Annotated in this window: 17 protein-coding genes and 1 pseudogene; 12 read left to right on the top strand and 6 right to left on the bottom strand. The window is 54.9% G+C overall.

What is annotated here, in order from left to right; translation table 11 throughout:
• The first annotated feature begins 10 nt into the window (after positions 1–10).
• Positions 11–700, top strand: a complete 690-nt coding sequence (trmB, locus tag ACZ5BW_RS00405; protein WP_464541436.1) for a tRNA (guanosine(46)-N7)-methyltransferase TrmB — start codon at positions 11–13, stop codon at positions 698–700.
• 6 nt (positions 701–706) lie between these two features.
• On the opposite strand, the gene hemW is transcribed toward trmB, so the two are convergent.
• From hemW to rph, 3 genes are all read right to left on the bottom strand, one after another.
• Positions 707–1933: a radical SAM family heme chaperone HemW gene (gene hemW / locus ACZ5BW_RS00400; RefSeq protein ID WP_464541434.1), complete on the bottom strand. Its 1227-nt coding sequence runs from the start codon at positions 1931–1933 to the stop codon at positions 707–709.
• A 107-nt stretch (positions 1934–2040) separates the two neighbouring features.
• Positions 2041–2634, bottom strand: a complete 594-nt coding sequence (gene rdgB / locus ACZ5BW_RS00395) for an RdgB/HAM1 family non-canonical purine NTP pyrophosphatase (protein ID WP_464541432.1) — start codon at positions 2632–2634, stop codon at positions 2041–2043.
• A gap of 14 nt (positions 2635–2648) precedes the next feature.
• Positions 2649–3365 carry a ribonuclease PH gene (gene rph / locus ACZ5BW_RS00390; RefSeq protein ID WP_464541430.1) on the bottom strand — a complete coding sequence of 239 codons (717 nt, stop codon included), beginning with the start codon at positions 3363–3365 and terminating at the stop codon, positions 2649–2651.
• A gap of 217 nt (positions 3366–3582) precedes the next feature.
• Here rph and ACZ5BW_RS00385 point away from each other — a divergent pair, with 217 nt between their 5' ends.
• The 3 genes from ACZ5BW_RS00385 to ACZ5BW_RS00375 all read left to right on the top strand — a co-directional run bounded on the left by ACZ5BW_RS00385 (position 3583) and on the right by ACZ5BW_RS00375 (position 6765).
• Positions 3583–4437: a YicC/YloC family endoribonuclease gene (locus ACZ5BW_RS00385; RefSeq protein ID WP_464543732.1), complete on the top strand. Its 855-nt coding sequence runs from the start codon at positions 3583–3585 to the stop codon at positions 4435–4437.
• A 382-nt stretch (positions 4438–4819) separates the two neighbouring features.
• Positions 4820–5764, top strand: coding sequence for an AAC(3) family N-acetyltransferase (locus tag ACZ5BW_RS00380; protein WP_464541428.1), 945 nt, complete (start codon positions 4820–4822; stop codon positions 5762–5764).
• Positions 5761–6765: a polysaccharide deacetylase family protein gene (locus ACZ5BW_RS00375; RefSeq protein WP_464541426.1), complete on the top strand. Its 1005-nt coding sequence runs from the start codon at positions 5761–5763 to the stop codon at positions 6763–6765. The genes ACZ5BW_RS00380 and ACZ5BW_RS00375 overlap by 4 nt, the downstream gene beginning before the upstream one ends.
• A 73-nt stretch (positions 6766–6838) precedes the next feature.
• Here ACZ5BW_RS00375 and ACZ5BW_RS00370 read toward each other — a convergent pair.
• Positions 6839–6951 (bottom strand): annotated as a pseudogene (locus ACZ5BW_RS00370) (IS481 family transposase); the annotation flags it as partial.
• A 257-nt stretch (positions 6952–7208) separates the two neighbouring features.
• On the opposite strand from ACZ5BW_RS00370, the gene trxC reads away from it, so the two are divergent.
• The 4 genes from trxC (at position 7209) to ACZ5BW_RS00350 (ending at position 11160) form a co-directional block, all read left to right on the top strand.
• Positions 7209–7649 (top strand): thioredoxin TrxC, encoded by a 441-nt coding sequence (gene trxC / locus ACZ5BW_RS00365; RefSeq protein WP_464541424.1) that lies wholly within the window; start codon positions 7209–7211, stop codon positions 7647–7649.
• 187 nt (positions 7650–7836) lie between these two features.
• Complete coding sequence (gene gmk / locus ACZ5BW_RS00360) at positions 7837–8469, top strand: guanylate kinase (RefSeq protein WP_464541422.1); 633 nt, start codon at positions 7837–7839, stop codon at positions 8467–8469.
• A 195-nt stretch (positions 8470–8664) separates the two neighbouring features.
• Positions 8665–8871 carry a DNA-directed RNA polymerase subunit omega gene (gene rpoZ, locus ACZ5BW_RS00355; RefSeq protein ID WP_074709157.1) on the top strand — a complete coding sequence of 69 codons (207 nt, stop codon included), beginning with the start codon at positions 8665–8667 and terminating at the stop codon, positions 8869–8871.
• 123 nt (positions 8872–8994) lie between these two features.
• On the top strand, positions 8995–11160 hold the full coding sequence (locus ACZ5BW_RS00350; protein WP_464541419.1) for a RelA/SpoT family protein: 2166 nt from the start codon (positions 8995–8997) through the stop codon (positions 11158–11160).
• Between the two features lie 112 nt (positions 11161–11272).
• On the opposite strand, the gene metH is transcribed toward ACZ5BW_RS00350, so the two are convergent.
• Complete coding sequence (gene metH / locus ACZ5BW_RS00345; protein ID WP_464541417.1) at positions 11273–15043, bottom strand: methionine synthase; 3771 nt, start codon at positions 15041–15043, stop codon at positions 11273–11275.
• 190 nt (positions 15044–15233) lie between these two features.
• On the opposite strand from metH, the gene ACZ5BW_RS00340 reads away from it, so the two are divergent.
• A complete protein-coding gene (locus ACZ5BW_RS00340) occupies positions 15234–15554 on the top strand; it encodes a helix-turn-helix domain-containing protein (protein ID WP_464541415.1) in 321 nt (106 codons plus the stop codon).
• The gene (locus ACZ5BW_RS00335) at positions 15554–16237 is read left to right on the top strand and encodes a thermonuclease family protein (RefSeq protein WP_464541413.1); all 684 of its coding nucleotides are present in this window, start codon (positions 15554–15556) and stop codon (positions 16235–16237) included. The genes ACZ5BW_RS00340 and ACZ5BW_RS00335 overlap by 1 nt, the downstream gene beginning before the upstream one ends.
• Before the next feature lie 245 nt (positions 16238–16482).
• On the opposite strand, the gene ACZ5BW_RS00330 is transcribed toward ACZ5BW_RS00335, so the two are convergent.
• Positions 16483–17235 carry a type 1 glutamine amidotransferase domain-containing protein gene (locus ACZ5BW_RS00330; protein ID WP_464541411.1) on the bottom strand — a complete coding sequence of 251 codons (753 nt, stop codon included), beginning with the start codon at positions 17233–17235 and terminating at the stop codon, positions 16483–16485.
• A gap of 491 nt (positions 17236–17726) precedes the next feature.
• Between ACZ5BW_RS00330 and ACZ5BW_RS00325 the strand changes: the two genes are divergently transcribed.
• Positions 17727–18863 (top strand): efflux RND transporter periplasmic adaptor subunit, encoded by a 1137-nt coding sequence (locus ACZ5BW_RS00325; protein ID WP_464541409.1) that lies wholly within the window; start codon positions 17727–17729, stop codon positions 18861–18863.
• Between the two features lie 21 nt (positions 18864–18884).
• Complete coding sequence (locus ACZ5BW_RS00320) at positions 18885–22061, top strand: efflux RND transporter permease subunit (RefSeq protein WP_464541407.1); 3177 nt, start codon at positions 18885–18887, stop codon at positions 22059–22061.
• Positions 22062–22063: the final 2 nt, after the last annotated feature.

Raw genomic sequence — 22063 nt, 5'->3', positions numbered from 1 at the left:
GACATATCAAATGGTTGAACATTCCCCCCATCGTCCCATCCGCAGCTTCGTTCTTCGCCAGGGACGCCTTTCAAACGCGCAGCGACGCGCCCATGAAACATTGATGCCGAAATACGGCATTCCTTATTCCGGGAAACTGCTTGACCTGGACTCTGTCTTTGGCAGAAGTGTGCCTAAATTCCTGGAGATCGGCTTCGGCATGGGCGAAACCACAGCGCTGATCGCGCAGGCGCATCCGCAGAACGATTACCTCGCGGTAGAAGTCCACACGCCCGGCGTGGGCAGTCTGCTCAAGCAGGTGGAAGAACTGGGGTTGACGAACATACGCGTCATCCAGCACGACGTGGTTGAGGTCCTGCAACACGCTTTGCCCCCTGAGTGCCTGGATGGGGTGCACATTTTCTTTCCCGATCCGTGGCCCAAGGCGCGCCATCACAAGCGCCGGCTGATACAAGCGGAATTCGTTGCCCTGCTTTGCAGCCACCTGAAGCCCGGCGGCTATATCCATGTGGCGACCGACTGGGAGGATTATGCAGAGCAGATACTGAAGGTATTGAGCGGCGACCCGTACTTGACCAATACTGCGGTGGGTTATGCGCCGCGTCCGGAATATCGCCCAATGACCAAATTCGAGCAGCGGGGCTTACGGCTCGGGCACGAGGTCCGGGATGTGATATTCCGGAAAAAGCAGGCCGCTTGAAGAAGCTTATACCCGGCTTTGCTTGGGGAGGAAAATCTGCAGCAAATCGTTCAAAAATCGCCTGCCGGCCAGAGTAGGTGCGATGCGTTGAAAATCCCGCGTTATCAACTGGTGCCGTTCCGCCTCGTCGAGCTGACGCTGGATGTGAGTGAGAGCCAGCCCTGTACGTTCAATGAACATTTGCGGGGCAAACCCATCGATCAGGCGTAGTGCGTTCATCATGAATTCAAACGCGCGATCGTTCCGCCCTACTTCGTGCTGTTCCATGATAGGGGGGTCAGATATTATTTCGGGTGCGGATTTGGCCAGATACTCCTTCGGCTGCCTGTACCGCATCTGGCGCACTATCCTGTCCCGGAAGCTTATTTTGCTGTGCGCGCCGGCACCGATCCCCAGATAATCTCCGAACAGCCAGTAGTTCATATTATGACGGGATTCGCGTCCAGGCCGGGCAAAGGCCGACGTTTCATAATGTGCATAACCTTCCCGCGCGAGCGTTTGTTCGATCATTGCCTGCATGTCCGCCGTCAGCTCATCATCGGGCAGGGAGGGCGGATAACGATGAAACAAAGTATTGGGTTCCAGCGTCAGATGATAGGCGGAAATATGGTGTACGCCATAAGCGACGGCTGCCTCGATATCGTCCCGCGCTTCTTCCAGCGTCTGGTTTGGCAGTCCATACATCAGGTCGAGATTCACGTTGTCGAAGTTCTTTTGCGCGATTTCGACAGCGCGGCGGCCATCCTTGTCGTTGTGTATGCGGCCAAGTGATGTAAGGTGCCTGGCGTTGAAACTCTGAATGCCGATGGAGAGGCGATTGATCCCTGCGGCCCGGAAATCCGCAAATTTTTGCGCCTCGAACGTTCCGGGATTGGCCTCCAGCGTTACTTCAGCCAGGTGCTCCAGCGGCAGCAAAGCCCTGACGGCTGCGAGAATCGCATCTATGGAACGGGGACTGAACAGGCTCGGCGTTCCACCACCAAAAAAAATACTGATGACCTTGCGCCCCCATATCTGTGGCAGCGAAGCTTCCAGGTCGCGAATGAGGGCGGCTACATACTCGGCCTCCGGCATGCCGCCACTCCGGTCGCGGACTTCATAGGAATTGAAGTCGCAATAGGGGCATTTTTTCATGCACCACGGAAGGTGGATGTAAAGGCTCAGCGGGGGCAGAGACTTCAGCTGAAGGGCCTGGGAACCGAGAATCGCTGCGGGAGAAATAATTGCTGTCATGATGAATCGAAGAGACAAGCAAAAGGAGCCATTGTTTCAGCAGTGGTTGAAATTGTCTTTCTCTTCTGTTGTAACGGTTGAATCCAAGCGGCAAGCGGGCAAGCGAATCAGAGCTGTTCCTGCCTGATCCTCTCGACGAGTTGCGCAAGCGCTTTTCCCCGGTGGCTGATCCGGTTTTTTTGCTCCATCGGCAGTTCCGCCGCCGTTTTGCCGAGGTCTGCCAGAAAAAAATAGGGATCGTAGCCAAAGCCACCGTTACCGCGGGGATTCAGCAGGATTTCTCCATGCCAGCTTTCGTCGGCAATAATGGGTTGCGGATCTTCGGGATGCCGCAGCAGCACCATAACGCAGTAATAGTAGGCCCGGCGGTCACTCTGGTTTCGCAGCGCCTCGACCAGCTTCTGATTGTTGCGTTCATCCGATTTCGGTTCCCCTGCGTAACGCGCAGATAAGATACCGGGCTTGCCGTCAAGGATATTGACACAAATGCCGGAATCATCGGCCAGTGCTGGCAACCCGGTATTTTTGCTCGCGTGGCGTGCCTTGGCTAGCGCGTTTTCAACGAAAGTGCAATAAGGTTCCTCAGCTTCGGGAAAATCGAATGCCGACTGGGGTAGCACCTCGATTCCCAGAGGTTCCAGCAAGTGGCGAATTTCTCGGAGTTTGCCGGAATTATTGCTGGCAATAACCAGTCTTTGCATATCTATTTATCTGTTTATCTGTTCAATGCGTTTTTCTGAACCACGATCAATTCCCGTATTCCCTGCTGCGCCAGATTCAGCATCGCATTCAGGTCATGTCTGCTGAAAGGCATGCCTTCGGCCGTCCCCTGCATTTCCACCAGGCCAAAGTCATCCGTCATGACGATGTTCATATCCGTATCGCAGCGCGAATCTTCCAGATAATCGAGGTCCAGCACCGGCACGCCCTCGTAGACGCCCACTGAAACCGCTGCAACATGACCGGTGATGGGCGTAGCTTCTATCGCCTGTTTGCGCAGCAGCGTTTCTACCGCATCATGCACTGCTACAAATGCGCCTGTGATGCTCGCCGTGCGAGTGCCGCCATCAGCCTGGATCACGTCGCAATCCACCTGGATGGTGCGCTCGCCCAGTTTTGTCAAATCCATTACCGAACGCAAGGCGCGCCCGATCAGCCGCTGAATTTCCATCGTCCTGCCGGACTGCTTGCCTTTGGCGGCTTCCCGCTGCATGCGCTCATTGGTGGAACGCGGCAACATCCCGTATTCTGCTGTGAGCCAACCCTGTCCCTTGCCCCGTAGAAAAAGAGGCACTTTCTCATCCACGCTTGCAGTACAGATTATCCGGGTATCGCCACATTCGATCAGCACTGAACCTTCCGCGTGCCGAGTGTAATGCCGGGTAATCTCAACGGGGCGAAGTTGATCCGGGCGGCGTTTACTGGGACGCATAAGTTGTACTATATCCTTCACTATTAACTGAGAACTGAGCGGTGACACATCACCGGATAAGTCGAACGCACATGCCGCCTTTCGATTGCATGGAAACGCCGACTCGTTTCCTTTGGATGCAGCAACGATATGCGATAATGCCGTAAGCCCGCAATTTTAACGCATCAAGGACCTTCGAGTGGATGATCGAGTGGACGAATTAGCCAAGATCTGCAGCATGACTGGCTATGCCGTAGTCGCAAAGGAACTTCCACAAGGATCCCTGAATCTGGAGATTCGCTCGGTCAACAGCCGTTATCTCGATATCCAGTTTCGCCTTCCCGACGAATTCCGGCAGTTGGAAGCCGCAATGCGCGAATTTCTGACTGCCCGCCTCAAGCGCGGAAAAATCGAGTGCCGCGTCAGTTTTTCCCGGGTTACACCTGCGGAAGATTTGCAGCATATTAATACGGATTTGTTGCAAAAATTGCTGGAACTGGACCGTGCCGTCAGAGCGGTATTGCCCGAGGCTCGAGGTCTGGCAGTGGCTGATGTCCTTCGTTGGCCCGGAATATTGGGGACGGAACCCTCCTCCGCCGAGAACCTTTTCGGGCCATGCATGGAGTTGCTGCGTGCGGCACTGGCCGAACTGGCCGCTGCTCGTAGTCGTGAAGGTGCAAAACTTAAAGCCATATTGCTGGAACGCCTCGGCAATATGCGTCGGCTCGCATCCGAAGTCAGTCCACGCATTCCTGCTTTACTGGCGACATTTCAGGAAAAGCTCAAAGCCCGGCTGTGTGAGGCCATGATAAATTGCGATGACGAACGTATCCGCCAGGAACTGACATTGTTCGCCAGCAAGATCGATGTGGATGAGGAACTGTCGCGCCTTCAGGCACACTTCGATGAGGTAGAGCGTGTTCTGGAGAAAGGTGGAGCGATCGGCAAGCGGCTGGATTTCCTGATGCAGGAACTCAACCGGGAAGCCAATACCATTGGCGCGAAGTCCGTGGATGCGGAAGTATCGAAGATCTCGGTGGAACTCAAGGTATTGATCGAGCAAATGCGGGAGCAGGTGCAGAATATCGAGTGATCAACCTTGTGCATCAAGGGAATCACTGTTAGCAGCTAACCCATCATGCCCTGAACACGTAGTTCGACTCGAGCACGCGCATGCCATAGTCTGATCCGGTTCGGAAATGAAAATATTGAAGTGTCTACGGTGTCTATGAAAACGAGACAACTCCAATTCGGATCATTGTAGCGCTCTTGGGTTTTGCTGCATGTAATCTATAATTAAAAGACTTTATTGCTGAATAATGGTTAGGTCGAACCCATGAACTGCACCATCAAGGAAGCCACAGCCAAGCGCTATCATACAGTTCCCACAATGAACTCAAGACTCATCTGCAAAGCTTTCAGATCTGTCAAGGTATGGCGTTGAGGTCTGAGTTTGTATTGCATAGGAAGCGCGCATGAAGCTAAAAACATTTGTAAAGCGTTTGATACCTTTGCTACCGGCGCGTGCGCAAGTTTGTTTGCGTGACCAAAACAAAAAGAGCCAGAGGCGCGCCAGGTCTAAGAGAGAGCGGACACCGGTCCATGTTGTAGATGTTCTGCACCGTATTTCGGAATGTGAACTGACAGGAGACTTCATGATCCACGGTTCAATAACCAACATTGGAAAGCTTGACAAGCCAGTTAGCGAACTAATGAAGGGGTGGATCGAACAAATCAACTTGACCCGTCAAACGATTCTCTGTCCAGCTTTACCGTACAATACAACTATGCTGGAATACCTGAAAGTTTGTAAGGATTTTGACGTCCACAGCGCAAAAAATGCAATGGGTGCAATTTCCAACTCCTTAATGGCGATGCCGGGCGCTGTAAGGAGCCTTCATCCCACACACTCAGTAGTTGCGCTTGGCGCATCAGCAAGTGAATATGTAGCTCAGCACGAGCTGGACAGTTCGCCGTTTGGTCCTAAGAGCCCCTACCAGAAGTTGACCTTGCGGGGAGGAAAAATTGTAATGTTCGGGGTAGGTTTAAATTCGGTAACTTGCTTTCATGTTTATGAGGACATGATGGGGTCTGCTATGCCGCTACCGATATACCTCGATCAACGCTTCACTGTTCCATGCAAGGGACCCACCGGGAATATCACCATGGTTACGACAAGTTGCCACAATCCAAGTCTTTCGGCAATCAGAGAGTGTGAGCGCGCGCGCAGTTGGCTTGTTGAGGCTGGCGCGATCAAGACTTACACCCTTGGGGATTCTGAACTCTCCGTTCTTGATGCAAGACTATTTACGGTAACGTTGTTAAAGATGTTGGCAGAAGGGAAGTCGATTTATGGTGATATAAAGCTTACTCCAACCCAGCAACAATGGGCAGCGGAATGTAGAAAGGTGCTAGATTGAACATTGTTTTATCATTGGACTACGAGATTTTTTTTGGTCGGCAAGCAGGCACAGTGGAACGAACGCTGTTAGCGCCTACTGAAGCTTTGCGGCAAATTGCCAAATATCATAGGCTTCCACTGGTTTTCTTTGTAGACGCAGGGTTTTTATTGCGTCTTAAGGAGGAGGGGCAGCGCTTCCCCGGGCTGATGCGAGACTATGATCAAATAATGCGGCAATTGGAAGGTCTTGTAGTCGACGGGCACGAAATCCAGTTGCATGTGCACCCTCACTGGGAAGACTCCTTTTGGAACGGCGAAAGCTGGAACATTAATCTTCAGCGATATCGACTCCAAGATTTTGAGAATTCTGCTATTTCTGAGATTGTGACGCGATACGCAAATGTGCTGAGAACCATAACGGGTGATAGAGGCGTATTTGCGTATAGAGCCGGAGGCTGGGTTATACAGCCGTTTTCGTCGATTCAAAAGGCTTTAAAAGATGAACGCATTCTGATAGATAGTACTATCTTTCGGGGGGGAATTGCAAAAGGGGCGACGCATCGTTTCGATTTTTCGAACGCCCCTGCTGCCAGCCACTGGTTTTTTGACGATGACCCCCTGGAATGCAAGCCTTACGGCAAATTCCTGGAAGTGCCAATTGCCAGTTATCGCTTGTCACCCCTTTTTTACTGGCGTTTTGCCATCCGTAAAAAGCTCGGCAGCTCCCTATATCGCCAACTTGGAGATGGGCATACTATACCTCTCAGTAGAGCGGATTTGGTGAGGAAGCTTAGCTGTTGGACTGCCAGCGCGGTATCGATAGATGGTTCTAAAGCGAGCATTTTAGAGGATGCGTATAAACAGTATGAACGGGCGGGTATGAGCGACTTCGTGGTGATCGGTCACCCGAAAGCGCTTTCACGCTTCTCTCTTGAGTGTTTGAAGAATTTTATCTCCAAACGCAAGGTAGAGGAGTTCGTCGGGTATAAAAATTATCTCACCTTATTTAACGGTGTTTAGCCCCACTGTATGATGGTGTGGGTTAATAATAAACCTGCCTGGGTCTTCAGCTCATATTTTGCAGGCGTACTCAAAGGGTGTGAGGCCCTTTAGGGTCTTTAGCCGCCTGGCGAAGTTGTAGGCCATCAGGAAAGTTTGCATATGCGCCTTGATCTCGTCATGGGAGCTGTAGTGGTAGCGCTTGACGGGTCGACGCATCGCCTCTTCGTTGTGTGCGCAGCCATGTAATACTTATCCCATAATTCTTCTCTCTGGAGTTGGCTATACTCTATACCATCATACAGCGGGACTAAACAGGGGAATGGGAGAAGGATCGATAGCGCTGCACCTGACTTCTGCATGAGTCGGAACCTTTTGCCGCTGCGGTCTCTCCCTCTAATCTCCAATAGCAATGACTAATGGTGGAAGCCGAAACGAGCACAATAAACTATCATTTGTAATCCATGAGCGATTCTTTACATCTCGTCTGTCCTCATTGTCACTCGATTAACCGTGTTCCCACTGCGCGCCTCGGCGAGCAGCCCAATTGCGGACAATGCCACCAGCCGATATTTGCCGGCCAGCCGTTGGAATTAACCAGTTCAACCTTCGCACGCTACATTAATAAAAACGATGTTCCGGTTCTGGTCGATTTCTGGGCGCCCTGGTGTGGACCCTGCAAGATGATGGCGCCAGCCTTCAAAGAAGCGGCGACTCTGCTTGAGCCTCATGTTCGCCTCGCGAAGGTAAATACCGACGTTGAGCAAACACTCGGCACGCAGCACCACATTCGCAGCATCCCGACCCTGATACTGTTCAAGGATGGGCGAGAGCTGGCACGGCAGGCGGGCGCAATGATGACTCAGGATATCGTGCGCTGGACGCGATCCCAGGCTTTGGGGTAGTTGAAGGGGTAGAAAGAGTAGAGACTGGTGAAATCCTGAAACTCGTTGAGTTGTGGAAGCTGTTACACTCCAGCTTCGACGCTTTGACCAGCCGGAAGCCTTCGGAAAGAGCGCGAGTTCAATCGTAAAAACAAAAAAACCGTAACCATACACGTATTGCTGAAGAAGGATTTCAGCAGGTCGACCAATGACTACAACGCCGGGTACTCTATATATCATCAGCGCGCCGTCGGGAGCTGGCAAGACCAGCCTGGTCAAGGCCCTGCTGCAAACAGATATCGACCTCAGCCTGTCCATTTCATATACCTCACGGCAGCCCCGTCCCGAAGAAGTCGAAGGACGCGATTATCATTTCGTCACGCGTCAAGTATTCGAGCAGAAACTGCAAGAGGACGAGTTCCTGGAAAGTGCGGAACTCTATGGGAATTTCTACGGCACTTCGAAGAAATGGATTAATGAAACCATGATGTCGGGACGCGACATTCTGCTGGAAATAGACAGCCAGGGTGCGCGTCAGGTGCGTGCGGTTTTCCCCGTAGCGGTGGGCATTTTTGTTCTGCCGCCATCACTCGAAGTGCTGGAAATGCGCTTGCACCATCGAGCCCAGGACAGCCTCGAAGCGATCAGCCGCCGCTTGGCGGCGGCGCGCGAGGAGTTGAGTCATGCGGGAGAGTATAATTACATCATCATCAACGACAAGCTGGAGAGGGCGTTGCAGGATCTGAAATGTATCGTACAGGTGGAGCGTCTGAAAACGGCGAAGCAGCTTGTCCGTCACCATGGCCTGCTGGCACAACTCACCCGCACGTCCGTTTTATAAACCGGACAAGCACGCGGACATCTCTGCCTCCTCATCCTCCCCCAGAGTTTTATAAAACCATCAGCGGTAGCAACGGCATGCACCTTTGCCGCAAAAGTGGTGTGCAAAATGAAGTGCTTGAAATGTCCTGCGGGTTGCCTTTCCACAACCAGACACTCTATACTGTAATTTCCTTATATCCTGGTAAAGGAAATTATGGCGCGCATCACTGTTGACGATTGTCTGAAAAGAATTCCCAATCGCTTCGATATGACCCTCGTTGCAACCATTCGGGCGCGGCAACTTTCAGTTGGCGGAAGCCCGATGGTGGAGCCGTCGCGGGATAAACCGACCGTGATTGCACTGCGGGAAATTTCACAAGGCCTGGTTGGAACGGATATCCTCACGACTGGCACCCTTTAGAGCGCTCGAGCGCTACCGGTGATACCGGTGATGTAAAAAAACCGTTTTATTGAGTGACAAGCAAACTGACGATCAATCATCAAGTGAGGATACTGCTGCTATTCCGAAACGTATGTTGATGGAATGAAAAAGGAAATGACGATGCAGGCGCGAGGTCTGTCCAGTTCTTCCGCTACTTTGCCCGAGGCGAGTTTCCTTTTTCACGAACTCTCCAGCTATCTCACGCGTGAGGATGTATCCGAGCTTCAGAACGCCTATCTCTTCAGTCAGAGCGCCCACTCGGGCCAATTCCGCCAATCCGGCGAACCTTATATCTCTCATCCCCTCGCAGTAGCCAGCATTCTGGGCAAACTGCGCCTCGACAGCCAGACGCTGGCGGCAGCGCTGCTGCACGACGTGATGGAAGATACGCACGTTTCCAAAGCCGAGATCGGAGATCGCTTTGGCAAGTCGGTCGCGGAACTGGTGGACGGTGTTTCCAAGCTGGACAAGATCGAATTCCAGAGCCACGCGGATGCGCAGGCGGAGAATTTCCGCAAAATGCTGCTGGCAATGGCGCGGGATGTACGCGTCATACTCATCAAGCTGGCGGATCGGCTGCACAATATGCGCACGCTGGAGGCCATGCGGCCTGAGAAAAAACGGCGCATCGCGCGTGAAACCATGGAAATCTACGCGCCTATTGCCAACCGGCTGGGGCTCAACAATATCTACCACGAATTACAGGAATTAAGCTTCCGTTACCTGTATCCCAGGCGCTATCGGGTCCTGACCAACGCCACCAGGGCAGCGCGCGGAAACCGCCGCGAGATGGTGTCGAAAATCCTGGAGACCATGAAGCAGCGCCTGAAGACCTCAGGGCTGGATGCGGAAGTAACCGGCCGCGAGAAACAGCTCTACAGCATCTACAAGAAGATGGTGGAGAAGCATCTCTCGTTTTCGGAAATTCTGGACATCTATGGCTTTCGCGTCATTGTAAAGGATGTGCCTTCGTGCTACATCGCGCTGGGCGCACTGCACAGCCTCTACAACCCCATCCCCGGAAAATTCAAGGACTACATCGCCATCCCCAAGGCCAACGGCTATCAGTCGCTGCACAGCACTCTGTGGGGACCTTACGGCACGCCGATCGAAATCCAGATCCGGACACCGGAAATGCACCGGATTGCGGAGGCAGGCGTTGCCTCGCACTGGCTCTACAAGAGTTCCGACGCGGATCTGAACGATTTGAACATGAAAACCCATCAGTGGTTGCAGAGCCTGCTCGAAACCATGAGCGATTCCACCGATTCGCTGGAATTTCTGGAACACATCAAGGTGGATCTGTTTCCGGGCGAGGTCTATGTCTTTACGCCCCAGGGCGAGATACTGGCACTGCCCAAGGGGTCGACCGCAGTGGATTTCGCCTACGCGGTGCATACGGATATCGGCGACTGTTGCGTGGCCGCCAGAATTAACGGCGAGAATGCGCCGTTGCGCACCGTGCTCCGAAGCGGGGACCGGGTGGAAATCGTGACCGCATCCCATGCCAAGCCTAATCCGGCCTGGCTGAATTACGTAGTTACCGGCAAGGCGCGCTCGCATATCCGGCGTTTTCTCAAGACCATGCAATACGATGAATCGGCGAAACTCGGAGAGCGCCTGTTGAATCAGGCATTCGCCACGCTCAAGGTCGATCCGCAGACGATCAGCGAGGCGCAATGGGAAAAACTGACGCGTGAAAGCGGCGCCAAATCCAGAACCGATTTGCTGGCAGACATGGGCTTGGGCAAGCATTTGCCGGCAGTGATTGCACGGCGGCTTGCGGCTTCACCCGGCGAATCCGCTCTCGGCGCGAGCGGAACTACGGATGTCATCACGATACTCGGCACCGAGGGCATGGCCGTACAATTTGCCAGGTGCTGCCGGCCCATTCCCGGCGATCCGGTTATAGCGTTTATCAAGAAAGATCAGGGGCTCGTGATCCATACCGATGACTGTCCGGCAGTGACTAAAAACAAGGGCAGTTCGGACAACTGGCTGGATGTGGCCTGGGGTAAGGATATCGACCGGCAGTTCGAAGTGGGTATCAAGCTGATGGTGGCCAATCAGCGGGGTGCGCTAGCCAGGGTGGCGGCCGCCATCGCCGATGCGGATTCCAATATCGATAATGTCGCCATGGAGGGCGATGGCGTATATACCACCATGAATTTCGTCTTACAGGTACGCAACCGCCATCATCTCGCACAGGTGATTCGCAGCCTGAGGCGTATTCCCCAAGTGGCAAAGATCAGCCGCGTGAAGGAGTGACAGGAACGACAGAGCAAGTTCGTTTTCTCTCGCCGGACGCACATGGCTGCTCGCATCTCCTGCATGTCGCAGGCCTGTGAGCAATCTTTCCGATCAAGTATCTTTCATTCAGCTATCTTTCATACGCCAGAACGGGCGCCAGCCACGTCTCCGTTTCTTCCAGTGTCCAGCCCTTGCGCCTGGCGTAATCCTCCACCTGATCCTTGCCGATCTTGCCAACCGCGAAATACCTGGCTTCCGGGTGGGAAAAGTAAAAGCCTGATACTGCGGCCGTGGGTACCATGGCAAAGGATTCAGTCACGATGATGCCTGCATTTTCAGGCGCGTTCAGCATTTCAAACAAGGGTCCCTTCTCGGTGTGATCCGGACAGGCCGGGTAGCCCGGCGCGGGGCGAATCCCCTGGTATTCTTCCGCGACCAGTTGCTCATTGCTCAGGTTTTCATCTTGGACAAAGCCCCAGAATTCACGCCGTATTCGCCAGTGCATGTGCTCGGCAAAAGCTTCCGCCAGACGATCCGCCAGCGCTTTCAGGATAATTGCGCTGTAATCGTCATGCACCTCCTCGAACACTTTTAACCTTGCCTCGATGCCCATTCCCGCGGTCACCGCGAATGCGCCGATGGTGTCGGCAATGCCGCTTTCCCTGGGAGCAATGAAATCGGCCAGGCACAGGTTGGGCTTTCCGTCCGGTTTCATTGTCTGCTGGCGCAGGTTGTGGAAGGTCATCGCTACGTGCTTGCGGGCTTTGTCCGCATAGATTTCGATATCATCGCTGTTGACCGTATTGGCTGGAAACAGGCCGAATACGGCATTTGCTGCAAGCCATTTCTGCTCCACGATCTTTTTCAGCATCACCTGCGCATCGCGGTAGAGATTGCTGGCGGCCTCACCGACCACCTCATCCTCCAGGATGGCGGGGAAACGCCCCGACAGCTCCCATGCCTGGAAGAACGGCGTCCAGTCTATGAAGGGCACCAGTTTTTCCAGGGGATAATTTCGCAAGGATCTGACACCGGTAAACCCTGGTGAAGGTGGGGTGTATGTTTCCCAATCGGTCTTGAACGCATTCTTCCGCGCGTCCGCGATCGACAGCAACGGCGCCGGTCCTTTCTTGTTCTTATGCTGCGCCCGCACTTTCTCGTACTCGGCCTGGATTTTTTGAATATAGTCTGTCCGTAAATCCTCCGACAGCAGATTACTGCACACACCGACCGCGCGGCTTGCATCCGGCACCCATACTGTAACCCCGCTGTATTTCGGCGCCACCTTCACCGCCGTGTGCACGCGCGAGGTAGTGGCTCCGCCGATCAATAGCGGGATGGTAAAGCCTTCCCGCTCCATCTCCTTTGCCACATGCGCCATCTCTTCCAGGGAGGGCGTAATCAAGCCGGACAAGCCGATCATATCCGCATTTTCGCGTCTGGCAGTCTCCAGAATCTTGGCACTGGGGACCATCACCCCCATGTTCACTACTTCATAATTGTTGCACTGAAGCACCACGGTGACGATATTTTTGCCAATGTCATGCACATCGCCCTTGACGGTGGCAATGACGATCTTGCCCTTGGGTTTGGAATCGCCCAGCAGCTTCTTCTCCGCCTCGATGAACGGCAGCAGGTGCGCCACCGCCTGTTTCATCACGCGCGCCGATTTCACCACCTGGGGCAGGAACATCTTGCCTGATCCGAACAGATCGCCGACGACACTCATGCCGTTCATCAGGGGACCCTCGATCACCTGGATTGGGCGTCCGCCCTGTGCGGCTATTTCCAGCCGGGCTGCCTCGGTGTCTTCCACGATATAGGTCGTAATCCCCCTGACCAGGGCATGCGTCAGCCGCTCCTGTAGCGAACCGTTCCGCCAGGCAAGGTCTTCGGTGTTTTCCTTGCTTTGCCCCTTGAAGCTTTCGGCGAATTCCACCAGGCGCTCGGTGGCGGTAGCCTCTCCGTCTTCCGGGAGGGTGCGGTTGAGCAGCACATCCTCGACCCGTTCCAGCAGGTCCTTGGGAATATCGGAATAAACGCCGAGCTGCCCTGCATTCACGATGCCCATCGTCATCCCGGCACGAACGGCATGGTAGAGGAAGGCGGTATGAATGGCCTCGCGCACCGGCTCATTGCCGCGGAAGGAGAAGGAGACATTCGAAACACCGCCGCTCACTTTTGCATACGGCAGCTTTTCCTTGATGGCGCGGGTCGCTTCGATGAAATCCACGCCGTAATTATTGTGTTCTTCTATCCCGGTGGCGATTGCGAAGATATTCGGATCAAAGATGATGTCCTCAGGGGGGAAACCAACCTGATCGACGAGAATGCGGTAGCAGCGTGCGCAAATCTCCACCTTACGCGCCATAGTGTCTGCCTGGCCCGTCTCGTCGAATGCCATCACGATGACCGCAGCGCCATAACGGCGCGCAAGTTTTGCATGTTCGATGAATTCGGCTTCACCTTCCTTGAGGCTGATGGAGTTGATGATAGGCTTGCCCTGTACGCACTTCAGCCCGGCTTCAATGACCGACCACTTGCTGGAATCGATCATGATCGGCACACGGCTGATATCCGGCTCCGCGGCCACGAGGTTCAGGAAGGTAACCATCGCCTTCTGCGAATCGAGCATCGCCTCATCCATGTTGATGTCGATGATCTGCGCCCCATTCTCGACCTGGCTGCGTCCGACGCTCAGGGCTTCCGCATAGTTGTTGCCAAGTATCAACCGGGCAAAGGCTTTCGAACCGGTGACATTGGTCCGTTCCCCGACGTTTACAAACAGGGAGTCGTCGCCAATGTTGAGCGGTTCAAGACCGGAAAGACGAAGCTTCTTTGGAACATCCGGCACGGCCCGAGGCGGGATACTCGCTATGGCGTCTGCGATCGCCTTGATATGCGCAGGCGTGGTGCCGCAGCACCCGCCGACGATATTCACGAAACCGGATTGCGCATACCCTTTGATCAACCCTGCAGTATATTCCGGGGATTCGTCGTAGCCTGTCTCCGCCAGCGGGTTGGGTAAGCCCGCGTTGGGGTGAGCACTCACATACACGCCTGCAACCCTGGAAAGCTCCTCGACGTAGGGGCGCATCAGTTCCGCTCCCAGGGCGCAGTTGAGCCCTACCGACAACGGACGGGCATGAGATACAGAGTTCCAGAACGCTTCCGGCGTCTGGCCGGAAAGCGTGCGCCCCGAAGCATCCGTTATCGTGGCCGAAATCATGATGGGAACACGCATCTGATGCGTTTCGAAATACTGGTCTATGGCAAACAGCGCCGCTTTCGCATTGAGGGTATCGAATATGGTTTCGACCAGCAGAATATCAGCTCCGCCGTCGAGCAGGCCGCGAATGGATTCGGAATAATCCTTCACCAGCTGGTCGAATGTGATGCCGCGGAAGCCGGGATCATTCACGTCGGGAGAAATCGAAGCGGTTTTGGTGGTCGGCCCCAGCACGCCCGCGACAAAGCGCGGCTTCTCGGGCGTCTTTGCTTCCATCGCTTGTGCTGCTTCCTTTGCCAGCCTGGCGCCGGCAAAGTTAAGCTCATACACCAGGTCCTGCATGTGGTAGTCTCCCATCGAGGCCGCGGTGGAATTGAAAGTGTTGGTTTCGACGACGTCTGCGCCTGCCTCCAGATAGGCTTCATGAATGGAACGGATCACCTGCGGCTGGGTGAGGGTCAGGAGATCGTTGTTGCCCCGGAGGTCATGCGGAAAATTGGCAAAGCGCTCCCCGCGATAGTCCTTTTCGCCAAGCTTGTGGCTCTGAATCATGGTGCCCATCGCACCATCGAGCAGCAGGATGCGGCGAGCCAGCAGGTTTTCCAGTAATCTGATGCGGGGGTGTTCGTTCATGGCAATACCAGGGTTCAGTTGGAGGCTGGATTCTATCATGCCCTTATCCACCGATTCCCTCCGGTTGGCTCATGACAAGCGACCGGCTGAGAAGCGTGTCTTGATGGCGTCAATGATAGCTTCTGTCTGGATGAGGCGGGGCAAGATTGACCCATTGCTGTCATATTTAACTCATCTCTGCATTGTGTATGGATGATCGTAAGCCGGCAAAACTACTTCATACTGGTTAATGACACACAAAGAGCATCCTCAAGGTACCGACAATGTGCTGATTAATCTCGGCTTTGACGATGCGCAAGAGCTGCCGGCGAAGGCAGTTCTCGCACTCAAGCTGAACGACCTGATCGACAAGCGGGGCGTAAGTCAGACTGAGGCGGCGCGCCTCACCGTCATGCCGCAGCCGACAGTGTCCCAGATTCGGCGCTACAAACTACGGAGCATCTCGCTCGAACACCTGATGGAGGCGTTGGTGTCGCTCGACCCGCATGTTGAGATCGTTGTTCGCCCTGCACGCCGTGCGCATGAGGCTGGAATCAGGGTGACCGCGTAATGCGACGGGACAGAATAGCTGAGCTGAGCCGGTTAATAGCTGGCTTGGCTGTCTATATCTTATGCACCTGCTTCGCTCAAGCTGAAATATTAAGCGGTCGGGTCGTCAAGATCGCCGATGGCGATACCCTGACAGTCCTCGATAAGTCAAACCGCCAGCACAAGATCAGGCTTATGGGAATTGATGCACCTGAACGCAAGCAGCCGTTTGGCAACGTATCCCGGCAAAACCTGGCTGATCTGGTGTTTGGCAAAACAGTTGCGGTGGAGTGGCACAAGCAAGACCGCTATCAGCGTGTTTTGGGAAAAGTGCTGCTGGATGGCCAGGACGTCAACCTGAAGCAGATCAAGGCGGGACTGGCATGGCATTACAAACAGTATGACAAAGATCTGCGGCTGGCTGATAAGCGGCTTTATGCCGAGGCTCAAAAGGCAGCCGATCTCAAGGGCATTGGACTGTGGAGTGATCCGGCGCCTGTCGCACCGTGGGATTTCCGGCACAATAAGCCTGCACCGTCAGTTGCAGACGAAGCGTGCGAGATCAGGTTTGCTGGATTCCGGTACAAGATCGACCCCGTCATTTGCGGGATTTGTCGGAATGCCCTCAAGTCTGCCTCCACTCTGCCCGGATTCATGGAGTTGGTGCGTCTTGCAACTCGTCCTGGTTCCGGTGAAGCCAATTGAATCGATGTCCGCGCTCATGCAACGCGATGGATCGGTCCAGCCTGGCAAGAGTCTCCGCCTGTTCTTCAGGAGTGCTACTGATCACTTTCACTTCACTTGAGCCATCCTTGTAATACAAACGAATAGCTGCGCATTTCAGCCTGCCGTTGCGCGCATCCTTCAGGAGATTGTTGAGTGCGTCCGTTACCCTTCCCTGGTTGCGTTTTTCATCCAGATCGGCAATTCTGTAGTCGATGTATCGCCGTTCATAAAAACATTTCCTTTGGCTGGGAACCTACTTCTTTGAGTTCCTTGAGCTTCCTGATCACGGCCTGTCCCAGGTTTTTGGTGCTTTTGGGATTCTGGGCCGTAATCAAGAGGCCATCCTCCACCACATGGGAGCCAAACGGCATCATTGCCTTGCTGTATCGCCCCCCTCGCTTTTGTAGTTCTTCCTCCAGGTTGAACGGAACCGCTTCATCGCGGTTTGCCAATTTCTCTTCCTTCCACGAGAAGCCCGTTACGTCCTTACCATCAACAAGATATGTACCATTACTCAGTTTCACTTCCAGCAGACCGCAAGGTCCATGGCACGCGGCCGAAACAATCTTGCCGGATTCATAGAATCTGGCAGTCAATTCCGCCAATGATGCGCTTTTTGGGAAGTCGAACATGACGCCGTGGCCGCCCGTCATATAGATGGCATCGTACGCAGCCGGATCCACGTCGGACACTTTCAACGTGTTGTCCAGCAGACTCATGAAGGCCTTGTCTTCGTAGCGCCTGGAAAGACTCCCTTTGAGGCCGATGGCATCACCCATTTCGGTGAGGAGCAGGCTTTCGGGATCGAGGGGAGTTTTGCCGCCCGATGGACTGGCAATATCCATCTTATAGCCTGCTTCTTCAGCAATATCCCAAAATTCGACGAGTTCGCTAAGCCACAGTCCCGTTCTGTATCCTACCTTTTCAAACACGTCCGAATTGGTAACGATGATAAGAATCTGGTTGGTCGCAGTCATTTTTTGCTCCTATGTGTAATGGCTACCAGTCAACTGGCGGATGGCCAAGTCTATTCAATACCATGAGTCTTTCAGGCTGATCTGCTCGGTTATCAACATAGTTCAGTAGAATGTTTGCAAATTGATGTCGAAGCCGCTAATGACTTGCATCCCCGGTCCAGTTAATCCAATGAGGTTTTCCCCTGTTGCCGGGGATAGACCGGGGATAGGGTTGTGGGTAAGTTTCTTAAGCCTCTGTTTCAGCTAGATCTACTGGGATTGCTCAGATTTGTTGCAGCAGTGCGCTGGAGGCGGCTGCCTCTGGAGAAACCCGTTGAACGGCTTGATCCGACTTTTCATAGGGGAAATCGATGGACAGCATCTGGGCAAATTTGTCGACGGAATGCGGAGCTTCATGGTCCTGGCCACTGATAGTGGTGGACGAACTCCTACCTTGTTGTTTGTTGCAATAGTCAAAAGGGATATGCGTGCGTCACTCTCAAATGGATAGAATGTTCCGTACACGGTCGATTATGCCAGGCGTAATCATTGCATCGATGCTGGCGCTGGCAGGTTGCGACAACGAGCAGGCGGGCGGCGGGCAGGCGCTGCCTCCCCCGGAAGTCAGCGTCGCCCAGGTAGTCTCCAAGCCGGTGCAACAATGGGATGAATACACTGGCCGTGTCAGCGCGATCCATACTATTGAACTGCGAGCCCGCGTGAGCGGCTATGTGCAGCGCGTCGCGTACAAGGAAGGCCAGGAGGTGAAGAAGGGCGACCTGATGTTCCTCATCGATCAGCGCCCCTATCGGATAGCACTGGCTAATGCGCGGGCACAGCTCGATCGTGCACGCGTGGCGGAACAGCTCGCAAGCATGCGGGACAAGAATGCCCGGCTGCTGATAGAATCCGAGGCAATCTCCCGCGAAGAGTCGGACACGCGCCGCACCACGCACACGCAGACCGCCGCGGATATCGATGCTGCCGAGGCGTTGGTAGCCGATGCGAAGCTCCAGTTGGAATTTACCGAGGTGCGCGCGCCCGTCGCCGGGAAAACGAGCCGCGCCCTGGTAACCGCCGGCAATATGGCCGTTGCCGACCAAACCATACTGACCACGATAGTGTCGCAGGACCCGATGTACGTATACTTCGACGTCGACGAGAACAGCTATCTGCGCTACGGCGAACAGGAGCGCGATGGCGAAGGCGCGCCCGCCGGCACTTCGGTACGCGTCGGCCTGACCAACGAGGAAGGCTATCCCCACGCAGGCACGATCGACTTCTTCGACAACCAGGTCAATTCCGAGGTTGGAACCATACGCGTGCGCGCCGTGCTTCCCAATGCCGATCGCATTTTTACCCCCGGCTTGTTCGTGCGCGTGCAATTCGTCAGCGGCAGGAAGGAAAATGCTCTGCTGATCGATGACAAGGCCGTGATGACAGATCAGGACCGCAAGTACGTCTACGTGGTGGACAAGGATAATAAAGTCCAGCGCAAGGACATCGTGCCCGGCCGCATGGCGGAAGGATTGCGCGTGATACAGTCCGGCCTTGCGCCTGGCGACAGGATCGTCGTCGCCGGCCAGCAGAAAATCCACTTTCCCGGTATGTTGGTTAAACCCAATGAAATCCCGATGGCTGCGCTGTAAGGCGCGGTGATGTAAACTTTCGTGGATTTCTCCAGATTCTTTATCGACCGGCCGATCTTCGCGGCTGTGCTGTCGATCGTGATTTTTGCCGCCGGCCTGATTGCGATCCCCCTGCTGCCGAACAGCGAATATCCTGAGGTCATCCCGCCCACCGTTCTCGTGCGTACCAACTACCCGGGCGCCAACCCGAAAGAGATTGCCGAATCGGTAGCCGTGCCGCTGGAGGAAGCCATCAACGGTGTTGAAGGCATCATGTACCTGAAGTCTGTCGCCAGTTCCGACGGCACCCTGCAGGTAGTGATCACCTTCACGCCCGGCGTGGATCCGGATATCGCCGCGGTGCGCGTGCTGAACCGGGTGAGCCAGGCGCTGCCGCGCCTGCCGGAGGCGGTGCGGCAATATGGCGTGACGACGCAAAAGCAATCCCCGACGCCGTTGATGTACATGAACCTGTTCTCGACGGACGGGCGCTACGACTCGCTCTATTTGCGCAACTACCTGGTGCTGCATGTCAAGGATGAGCTATCCCGCCTGCACGGCATCGGCGATGTGCAGCTGTTCGGCTCGGGCGACTACGCGATGCGCATCTGGCTCGATCCGGATAAAGTCGCCTCGCGCGGCCTGACCAGCGGTGACGTGCTCAATGCGCTGCGCGAACAGAATGTGCAGGTATCGGCGGGCCAGCTCGGTGCCGAGCCTTCGCCGAACAAACCGGATTTCCTCATTTCAATCAATGTGCGCGGCCGTCTCAGCACGGAAACCGAATTCGGGGACATCATTCTGAAGAGCGGCCCGAATGGGGAGGTGGTGCGCCTGTCAAACGTGGCGCGCGTGGAGCTCGGCTCCGGCAACTATACCGTGCGCGCGTATAACAACAGGAACACCAACGCCACAGTAGGCGTCTTCCTATCGCCGGGCGCCAATGCCTTGGCGGTAGCAAACTCGGTGTATACAAAGATGGATGAGCTATCCAAGCGCTTCCCGCCGGGCATCGTCTACGATCCGACATGGGACCCCACCGTTTTTGTGCGCGATTCGATCCGCGCCGTGCAGAACACGCTGCTGGAAGCCATTTCGCTCGTCGTGGTTGTCGTGATACTTTTCCTGCAGACCTGGCGTGCGTCGATCATCCCCCTGATCGCGGTGCCCGTGTCGATAGTGGGCACCTTTGCCGTGCTGTACCTGCTCGGTTTTTCGATTAACACATTGACCTTGTTTGGTCTCGTGCTGGCAATCGGGATTGTCGTCGACGATGCCATTGTCGTCGTCGAGAATGTCGAACGCAACATCGAGGAAGGGCTGGCGCCGCTTGCCGCCGCTCATCAGGCGATGAAGGAGGTATCGGGCCCTATCATTGCCATTGCGCTGGTACTGTGCGCGGTATTCGTGCCGATGGCCTTCCTGACGGGTGTAACCGGTCAATTCTACAAGCAGTTCGCAGTGACCATTGCGGTTTCCACGGTAATCTCGGCCATCAATTCATTGACCCTGTCGCCCGCATTGGCGGCCATGCTGCTCAAAAGCCACGACACGCCCAAGGATGTGCTATCGCGCGTGATGGAGCGTTTGCTCGGCTGGGTATTCCGTCCCTTCAACCGCTTCTTCCGGCGCAGCTCCGGGAACTATCATCGTACCGTCGGGCACGCGCTGACAAAACGCGGGCTCGTGTTCAGCGTCTACCTCATGCTGCTCGCCTGCACCGCGCTTCTGTTTAATAAGGTGCCGGATGGTTTTATCCCGACACAGGATAAACTTTATCTCTTCACCGGCGCCAAGCTGCCGGAGGGCGCCTCGCTTGCGCGCACGGACGAGGTCGTGCGCAAGATGGTCGATATCGCCCTTGGCACCGAGGGCGTGGAGAAAGTGGCAGCCTATGCGGGCCTCAATGCCTTGCAGGTTACCAACACGCCTAATTTCAGCGCCGCCTATGTCATCCTCAAGCCGTTCGATCAGCGCAGCCGCAGCGCCAGCGCCATCGTCGCGGAGCTCAATGAAAAATTCTCTTCCATTGAGGAGGGTATTACCTTCGCATTGATGCCGCCGCCGATCGAGGGATTGGGCAATGGTTCCGGTTACTCGCTTTACGTGGAGGATCGCGCCAGCCTGGGTTATGGCGCACTGCAGGATGCGACCAAAGCCTTCCAGGGCAAAATTGCGCAGACCCCGGGGTTCACTTATCCGGTCAGTGCTTATCAGGCAAATATTCCCCAGCTCGAAATCAAGGTTGATCGCACCAAAGCCAAAGCGCAGGGCGTGTCGCTAAGCGAACTGTTCAATACGCTGCAAATCTACCTGGGCTCAGCCTATGTGAATGACTTCAACCTTTTCGGGCGCGTCTATCGCGTTTTTGTCCAGGCCGACGCTGGGAAACGGCAACGCGTTGAAGACATTGAGAAACTGCGCGTCCGCAATGAGAGCGGCGATATGATACCCATGAGTGCGATGACGACGATCACACCGACCTATGGTCCCGATCCGGTGCTGCGCTACAACGGTTATCCCGCTGCCGACCTGATTGGCGATTCCGATCCGCACCAGTTATCCTCGGGCCAGGCCATCATCCGGCTAAAGGAAATGGCCGGGGAAATATTGCCGGACGGCATGATGCTCGAATGGACGGACCTGAGCTATCAACAGGTGACGCAAAGCAACGCCAAGCTGATCGTATTTCCGCTTGCCGTCATGCTCGCCTTCCTCGTGCTCGCCGCACTGTACGAAAGCTGGACGCTGCCGCTTGCAGTCATCCTGATCGTGCCGGTATGCATGTGCGCCGCCTTGCTCGGCGTGTGGCTGACCGGCGGCGACAACAATATATTCGTGCAGGTGGGGCTGGTCGTGCTGATGGGCCTGGCCTGCAAGAATGCGATCCTGATCGTCGAATTCGCCCGTGAACTGGAATTCCAGGGCAAGGAGATCGTTGAAGCGGCACTGGAGGCCTGCCGCCTGCGGCTGCGGCCGATTGTCATGACATCCATTGCCTTTGTCGCTGGCTCTGTACCGCTGGTACTCTCAACAGGGGCTGGTGCGGAAGTGCGCTCAGCCACGGGGATTACCGTGTTCGCGGGCATGATCGGCGTAACTCTGTTTGGACTGTTCCTCACCCCTGTGTTTTATGTCGCTCTTCGCAAATTATCGGGAGGGGCGCTTATCAGGCACAATCCGAAAGCGGGTGGTGTTCCGGAGCATACTCAAGACTAATC

The organism is Nitrosospira sp. TNL300 (assembly GCF_055385915.1).
This window is presented reverse-complemented; position numbering and strand designations above follow the sequence as displayed.

What these genes read in the sequence shown, in the direction of transcription:
- trmB (WP_464541436.1), top strand. Translation starts at nt 11, where the DNA reads ATGGTTGAACATTCCCCCCATCGTCCCATCCGCAGCTTCGTTCTTCGC.
- hemW (WP_464541434.1), bottom strand. Translation starts at nt 1,933, where the DNA reads ATGACAGCAATTATTTCTCCCGCAGCGATTCTCGGTTCCCAGGCCCTT.
- rdgB (WP_464541432.1), bottom strand. Translation starts at nt 2,634, where the DNA reads ATGCAAAGACTGGTTATTGCCAGCAATAATTCCGGCAAACTCCGAGAA.
- rph (WP_464541430.1), bottom strand. Translation starts at nt 3,365, where the DNA reads ATGCGTCCCAGTAAACGCCGCCCGGATCAACTTCGCCCCGTTGAGATT.
- ACZ5BW_RS00385 (WP_464543732.1), top strand. Translation starts at nt 3,583, where the DNA reads ATGACTGGCTATGCCGTAGTCGCAAAGGAACTTCCACAAGGATCCCTG.
- ACZ5BW_RS00380 (WP_464541428.1), top strand. Translation starts at nt 4,820, where the DNA reads ATGAAGCTAAAAACATTTGTAAAGCGTTTGATACCTTTGCTACCGGCG.
- trxC (WP_464541424.1), top strand. Translation starts at nt 7,209, where the DNA reads ATGAGCGATTCTTTACATCTCGTCTGTCCTCATTGTCACTCGATTAAC.
- gmk (WP_464541422.1), top strand. Translation starts at nt 7,837, where the DNA reads ATGACTACAACGCCGGGTACTCTATATATCATCAGCGCGCCGTCGGGA.
- rpoZ (WP_074709157.1), top strand. Translation starts at nt 8,665, where the DNA reads ATGGCGCGCATCACTGTTGACGATTGTCTGAAAAGAATTCCCAATCGC.
- ACZ5BW_RS00350 (WP_464541419.1), top strand. Translation starts at nt 8,995, where the DNA reads ATGAAAAAGGAAATGACGATGCAGGCGCGAGGTCTGTCCAGTTCTTCC.
- metH (WP_464541417.1), bottom strand. Translation starts at nt 15,043, where the DNA reads ATGATAGAATCCAGCCTCCAACTGAACCCTGGTATTGCCATGAACGAA.
- ACZ5BW_RS00340 (WP_464541415.1), top strand. Translation starts at nt 15,234, where the DNA reads ATGACACACAAAGAGCATCCTCAAGGTACCGACAATGTGCTGATTAAT.
- ACZ5BW_RS00335 (WP_464541413.1), top strand. Translation starts at nt 15,554, where the DNA reads ATGCGACGGGACAGAATAGCTGAGCTGAGCCGGTTAATAGCTGGCTTG.
- ACZ5BW_RS00330 (WP_464541411.1), bottom strand. Translation starts at nt 17,235, where the DNA reads ATGACTGCGACCAACCAGATTCTTATCATCGTTACCAATTCGGACGTG.
- ACZ5BW_RS00325 (WP_464541409.1), top strand. Translation starts at nt 17,727, where the DNA reads ATGTTCCGTACACGGTCGATTATGCCAGGCGTAATCATTGCATCGATG.